Origin of the sequence: Acetobacterium sp. K1/6, from assembly GCF_034438075.1 — a bacterium.
GTDB classification, from domain to species: domain Bacteria; phylum Bacillota; class Clostridia; order Eubacteriales; family Eubacteriaceae; genus Acetobacterium; species Acetobacterium carbinolicum.
In genome coordinates this window covers 1-7,159 of record NZ_JAXQGA010000040.1, presented here as the reverse complement: position 1 = coordinate 7,159, position 7,159 = coordinate 1, and the positions used below count along the sequence as shown (strand labels likewise).

Genomic DNA, 7,159 nt, shown 5'->3' with positions numbered 1-7,159 from the left:
ATGGCTTTTGCGGTAGACGGAATGGCACCGTTAATTTTTTCTCCGATAATAATCATTTTACTCTTACCTCCTGGTAATATTAGTTTTATAAAAATTTAATTCCTTGGGGAAGGATGTATTTAGAACATTTCCTTGCTCATTTTATCGATGGCGACATCACTTGCTTCATATACGCCGGGGAAAGAGCTGACGCCCATACCCTGGCAGGCACCAGGAATGAAATAAAGCTTTCCGCATTCGTGGCATGCGCGAGTAAATTCTTCTTCAACTTGCTCTTTAGTCCATGCCGGATGATCGATTACACCACTGTGAACCCCACCCATAAAGGTGATTTTTCCGCCGTACTCTTTGATCATTTTAGGCATATCGTTGGTTGTCATAACACCCTGCCAGATATCAATACCCATTTCGATCATATAAGGGACTAAGGTTGCTGCGTAGCTGTCGCTATGGTGAACAATCAGTTCCACGCCGTTTTCTTTATAGAATCCGTAAATTTTCTTATAGGCTGGTAAGAAAAACTCTTCAAACATGGCTGGAGATAAGAATGTGGAAATTTGACTGCCCCAATCGTCATGGTGGAAAATGACTTCTGGTTTAAGGTGAGTCACTAATTCTTTAGCATAGGCCAATTCAAACTCAGTAATATAGTCAATTAGTTCGACCATAGCTTCAGGCTCTTCATAAAAACTCATTAAAGCATTTTCCATACCCATTAGGTAGTGAGTCAGTTCAAAAACTCCGGGAGCAATAAATGCGGTAACGTACTTATTGTCATGATCAACAGCTTTGGCGTCGGCAATGGCTTTTTCCCAGGCTTCAGCAGGGAAAACAACATTTGGCGCTTTGACATAATCTCGCCATTCCGTTACATCTTTTAATAGAATGTGATCGGCATCGTGGACAGGAAAAGAACCAAGTTGACCTTCAGGCCAGCGAATGGTGACACCCCATTCATTGACAACTTCTTCGCCCATTGCTGGTTTGATTCGGCAAGATGGCACGCTCATGATCATTTGCATAAATTCAAATTGTTTAACAAAACGATCCGGATTCCCCCCTGTGAGGACTTCTTTCAAATTTTCTTTTACAGTTAACATCGTGTGTAGCCTCCTTAAAATTTACATAGAATGAGTAATTGATCAGTTCCTGGCAAAGTTGCGGATAATCAGTGCAATAGTGACGGGGTAATAATAAAAAGCCTGATTGGTCGCGAACAAATTAAAAACTAATATTAGTATTAAGTATTTTATTTACTGTTATTTTAGTAAATGCACTTATCTTTACTGCAATTATAAACGGTTGCAGCATTTTTGTCAATGACTATTTTAGTAAATGTGTAGGATTTATGTTTTTTTCTTAAAGAAAACAAGTAAAACATCAGAATTATAAATTTGAGTCCGAGCCGTTTTTCTGAGGCAATAAAAAGACAGTGGCTCACAGTTATTTTAATTTGAGCCACTGTTGATAGTGAGAAGCGTTTATTTGGCGAGACTAATTTTTTGAGGAGAACGAAAGACTAGTCGGTATGCTTTGAAATATAATCGACGATTTCGTTTTTTCCCACCCGGTTAACACCGCTGTGTTCGACATCAAAACCGGAATCAATTTCATGGCCGAGGACGCGTTCCATCACTTCAGCAACCCTGGGACGGCAGAAGGTTCCCTGGCACCAACCGAATCCAGCGCGGGTGCGCCTTTTTATCCCATCGACGGTAGTCACGGTAATACCCCGATTCATAGCATCAATAATGGTGGCTTCACTCACCTGTTCACAGCGACAAATTATTTTCTCGGGGCTAGAATCAATATCCACGAAAGGCGTTATTTCTTTAAGTGGTTTTAATTCTGACCGGGTAATAATCGGTGCCCGATAAGGATTGAAGCTGGGGTCTTCTTCAAAGGGACAGTTTTGATTCTTTAAAAAGTCCAGAACCATCTCGGTAATTGCCGGAGAAGAAGTAAGTCCCGGTGATTGGATCCCGGCACAATTAATAAAGCCGGTAACGGGAGTGGCTTCAATGATAAAGTCATCGGTGGAGCTAACCGCCCGGACACCAGTGAAGCTGCGGACAAACTGTTTAATATTTAATTTATCAGTGGTATGTTTGGCCTCGTTGAAAATTTTAAGCAACCGTTCGGAATGGGTGGATTTATCAACCGTGTCTTCATTGACCGCGTCTGGCCCAATGATCAGGTTTCCGAAATAGGTGGGCGCCACCAGAATGCCCTTGCCCATTTTTGTGGGCATCTGGAACAGGACGGTATTAATAATGCTCGAAGAACCGCGAACCATAAGAAGATATTCTCCGGTGCGGGGGGTAATGGAGAAATAATCAAGGCCAACCATTTGTGAAATCGTGTCAGAGGAAACTCCGCCAGCATTGATCACGAACCGGGACTGATAATTTTTGCCGCTGTGATCCGTTAGATTAAAGCCATCAGCAGTTTTTTCAATCGCTGTAATTTCAGTATTTAATAATAGCTCAACGCCATTGGCAACTGCGTTTTCGGCCATTGCGATGGCCATTTCGTAGGGCGAACAAATGCCCGCGCCTTTACAATACAAGGCATATTTGACATCTGGATTGACGTTCGGTTCCATTGCCATGATCTGATCGTGGTCAAGGATTTCTAAATCATCCAGACCATTGGCCAGACCGTTTTCGTATAAGGATTTAAGTTTTTCCAGCTGATCTTCTTCAAAGGCCAGTACCAGCGAACCGACTTTTTCAAAACCAAAGTTTAATTCCTTGTCCAATTGGTCAAATTGTTTTCGGCCTTTGTAGCATAAGCCCCCTTTTACTTTGGTGTGGGATTCGGCAAAGCCCCCATGGACAATGGCCGAATTGGCTTTTGTTGCTCCCATGGACACATCATTTTCTTTATCAAAAATGACAACAGATAGTTTGTAACGACCAAGAGCCCGGGCGATCGATGTTCCGATTATGCCGGCTCCGATAATAGCCACATCATGCATAGTAGTCTCCTTTGTTAATGCTAAATTTTAAGTACTTAAACTTGCTAAAATTATTATATTACATACCCATTTTCCTGTGCTTCTCTCAGGAACTCATAGAAAAATTCTCTTTTCATATAGTTAAGTGGCAGGAATTCTTGTTGATTATAGGCAAAATTCAGTTTGGTTACCGCCGCTTCAAAGGAGATGTTCTCCAGGGGAATTGCACCAGCGGCAATGAGCTCCTTACAGGAGGCGTAAAGATCACCATGAATATTTTTGTAGGAGATCATATAATGATCCACATGGGGGTTGTTCTTTATAAATGCTAAGAGGGAAGTTCCGTTTTCTCCAGCGACATTTCCACTGCCGCAATGGTATAAAGAGTGAAGTATGGCTCGGATGGGACGTTTTTGGAGGTCAATTACCTCATAGTTTAAACCGGGATAGGCCCGCAGTGCCAGGACTTCGTTGCGAAATTCTTTAACTACAGGGATATCATCCGGGGAGGGGTTGTAAAGTTTCATCATGGTTGGATTTTTAGCCGTGGGGACACAACACAAACCACGATGATCAAACACCCCTAATGGACCGCCAAAACTGGTAAAGTCATCCTTGAGCCAATCGGCTTCCTGGAGTCGGGTTGCCAGATGGACATAAATAACGTGGTCACTGTTTTTATAAATGACATAAAAACCGGGCAGCTTCATATTACTGATAAATTCTACTACTGCCGAAAAATTAGCAATGGCATTGCTACCCCGTTCACCGATGGCGTAATTGGCAGCCACCAAAACAATGGGAATTAACGGACAGTCAAGGCCATAAGAAAGAGCGGCAGCGGTATAGGGAAGGGTATCCGAACCATGTGCAATGATGACACCATCATAATCGCTGAGTCGATAGGATTGTAAGGTTTCGATGATCTTCAGCCAGTGCTTTGGTTCGGCGTTTTCGCTAAGAATATTAAAGGGACGGACGACGTCGAATTCGACGGCGCGGCTATGATGTTCTCGATAATAAGACAGCAAGTCGTCACCGCGGCTGGAATCCACATTGATACAGTGGTCGTTGACAGCGCTGCCGATGGTCCCCCCCGTTAATAATAATAAGATCTTGGGTGTATTTTCCATAGTTGAGTATCCTTTCGGTAATTTAGAATAATTATAGCATCTAATGATGGTCAGGGGAATAAAAAAAGCAAACATCAGATGCGTGTTTGCTTTTTTAAAATGGTTGTCAGCTTTATTTAAAACGAGCGCGTTACTTCATTTCGTTTTGACCAAGGGTGGTGTTTTGCATATAAAGGTTGGAAAAATTCGGATCTGTTGCGAGCTCAATATGGGTGGTTATCGTCGGGATATGCTCACAGCGTTTGGCTTCATCCTGAGAAAGCAAGAAAAGCTGGGAACCGGTCCCGGCACCATTGCCGATGGAACGAATGGGAACACCGGCAATTTCCGGAAGCAAACCGATAAATTGGGCATTTTCGATATCAATATAATTTCCAAAAGCACCGGCCAGGGTTATTTCCTTGAGATCTTCTGCTTTGATACCGTATTTTTCGGTCAATAGACAGCAACCTGTAAAAATGGCGGCCTTGGCCAATTGTACAGCCCGGACATCCTTTTGGGTAATAATCATCTCTTTGCCGTTGGGGTTATCCTCATGACGAACAAAAATAAAATAGCGTTGATTGTTTTCATCTATCTTAAAACGATCCTTTAATGGATGATTATCAAGATCCTCACCTTTAATAAAATTTCCGCGGTTGTAGATTAGTTTTTCCCGATAGAGGAAGGCGATGGCATCGATGATACCTGAACCGCAAAAACCAAGGGGAGCCACGTTGCCGATGACATGGCATTTAATTTCATTGTCAACCAGATTAATTTTTTCAATCGCGCCAGTGGTGCCCCTCATCCCCATATGGATGCCGGCGCCTTCTAAGGCCGGCCCACAGGCAGTTGAAGCGACAAAGTATCGGCTACCGTTGCCTACGGCAATTTCTCCGTTTGTTCCTAAATCAATCATGAGACGATAGGCGTCATCTTTTGGCAGCCCCAATAGAACAGCGGTAGTATCGGCGCCGACAAACCCGCCCAATAAAGGCAGAAAGGTTATTTTTCCACTAGGATTTATGTTGATATTAAGTTCTTCGGCCTTCAGGACAACCATGTCCCGAGTAATGCCGGTAAAAGGAGAAAGACCTAAATGCAGGGGGTTTAAACCCAGAAAAAGATGTGCCATGGTACTGTTGCCACAGAAGACACATTCGTAAACTGCTTCAGATGGTATTTTGGATTCATAAAAAAGGTTCGATAAAATCGTGTTAACCGTTTCAATGATGGCGTGTTGGATATTCATCAGGTTTTCTGAAGACGTAGAAGCATAATCAATACGACTAATCACGTCTCCGCCAAAAGAAATTTGCTTATTCAGGGAAGAATATTGGTGGATTAGAACCCCGTTTGTCAAGTCATAAAGGTAACCGACAACAGAGGTGGTACCAATGTCAAAGGCGATTCCGTAAGCATTTATTGCCTCAGTGGCCGGGATCAGATCGATGACTTCATCATCGTATAGTATGAAATTCATCAGTGGAAGGTTCTTTTGATGAAAAATATCAGATGATTTTCGCAATACTTTAATAGAAGGCATCTTAACCGGCATTTCAAGGGCGGCTCGGATCGTTTCAAGATCATAGGAGCACATCTCGGTTTTTAATGCCGTGATTGGAACGGTAGCCACTCTGGTTTTGGGATTAAAACTCAACTCTCCATTGCTGGTTGTTTCCAGTATTTGGGATAGCGCCGCCTCTTTTGAAATAAAAATGGCCATGTCCTGAGAAACGAGATGTTGACAACTCAGGACTTCAGAAACTAAATCGTTTTCACGAATAGTAACAAGACATTTTTTGCACGTTCCTTTGCCTCCACAGACCAGGTTTTGTGGAAAACCAACTAAAGCGCAAGCTTGGGCAACTGTTTTTCCGGCTTCAACCATAACGTTTTTATCCAACAACGGAAAAAAAACACGAATAGTATTCAAAGATGACATAAATTTATCCTTCCTTAATCATAAATTTGGGCAAACTATAAAATATTATCTAGACTATACTCATTATAACCATTTAAAATTAGATTTTCAACAAAATAGAAAAATATCGACAGGGAAAATCAGAAATGGTCAGCAGATACAGGCAAGATAAATGCGACATCAGTCAAGACAGATGAGGAGGATTATAATTTAAACGTGAAAATAATGGGACAATGCTGTGAAGAAAGAACTTAACGGTTATCCGGGGTATCAGACTGCTAAAGAGTTGATATGAATAACAAGAATGCGGTATCAGCACGGCATTCTTGTTATTTTTTGCCTGAGTATTAACAAAAAAAAGAATATTGCTATTCTAGTCAGGGAAAATGCGTGTAAAATATTGACTGGAATAGTTAGGTTGAGAAGTTTGATGAGGTCGAATTATGGAGATATATTACTTGAAGATGGATTGTTTGAGAAATAACAAACAATGAAAGAGAAAAAAATGACTTAAATTAGAAAAATATTGACATTTCATTTAAATAATGATAATCTGAACTTAAATTGTATATACAAGTAAATAGTGGACTAGCTGCCCTTCCCTATTTGTAGGTCAAAAAAAGAAGGACAAATGAAATAGCATCAGTTTGGACGGTTGAAAATTCAAAAAAGAGCTCCGGAGGTGAACGCAGTAAATGATCAAAAGACAAAGGTAGTTTTATCGGATTGAATCAATTTGAGGATTAAATGAAAAAGCGTAAAATAGTTTTTAATTACTAAAATTGGAAATTTGATCAAATTAAGGGTTTGTTAATCCTGAAGAATCAATATAATTGAAGTACGGGAATTATGATAGAGACAAAATGCTTTGACTTGGCGAAATAAAGTGTTGCTTTATGTTGCAGAGTAAAATATTGTTCTAAATATTGATGTAAACCCCGTAAATGTAAACGTTATTCGCTTTTTTTCAGTAAAAAATTGTCACATTTATTATTTGATTTTTAGTTTGAAATCATATATCATAAATGCAGATGTTAAAAATTTATCAAAGTATTGGAGGAAAAAAATGGGATTTAAATCAGATATTGAGATTGCACAAGAGGCTACCCCACAGGACATCCGTGAGATAGCAAAGAAATTGGGTTTAACGGAAGATGATCT

Annotated in this window: 4 protein-coding genes; all 4 read right to left on the bottom strand. The window is 40.7% G+C overall.

What is annotated here, in order from left to right:
• Positions 1–119: 119 nt before the first annotated feature.
• A complete protein-coding gene (locus U2P91_RS17385) occupies positions 120–1,100 on the bottom strand; it encodes a uroporphyrinogen decarboxylase family protein (RefSeq protein WP_111889125.1) in 981 nt (326 codons plus the stop codon).
• 419 nt (positions 1,101–1,519) lie between these two features.
• Positions 1,520–2,980 (bottom strand): NAD(P)/FAD-dependent oxidoreductase, encoded by a 1,461-nt coding sequence (locus U2P91_RS17380; protein ID WP_111889126.1) that lies wholly within the window; start codon positions 2,978–2,980, stop codon positions 1,520–1,522.
• Positions 2,981–3,033: 53 nt separating this feature from the next.
• On the bottom strand, positions 3,034–4,092 hold the full coding sequence (locus U2P91_RS17375) for an asparaginase (RefSeq protein WP_322520080.1): 1,059 nt from the start codon (positions 4,090–4,092) through the stop codon (positions 3,034–3,036).
• Between the two features lie 130 nt (positions 4,093–4,222).
• The gene (locus U2P91_RS17370) at positions 4,223–6,019 is read right to left on the bottom strand and encodes an ASKHA domain-containing protein (RefSeq protein ID WP_111889129.1); all 1,797 of its coding nucleotides are present in this window, start codon (positions 6,017–6,019) and stop codon (positions 4,223–4,225) included.
• Positions 6,020–7,159 lie beyond the last annotated feature (1,140 nt).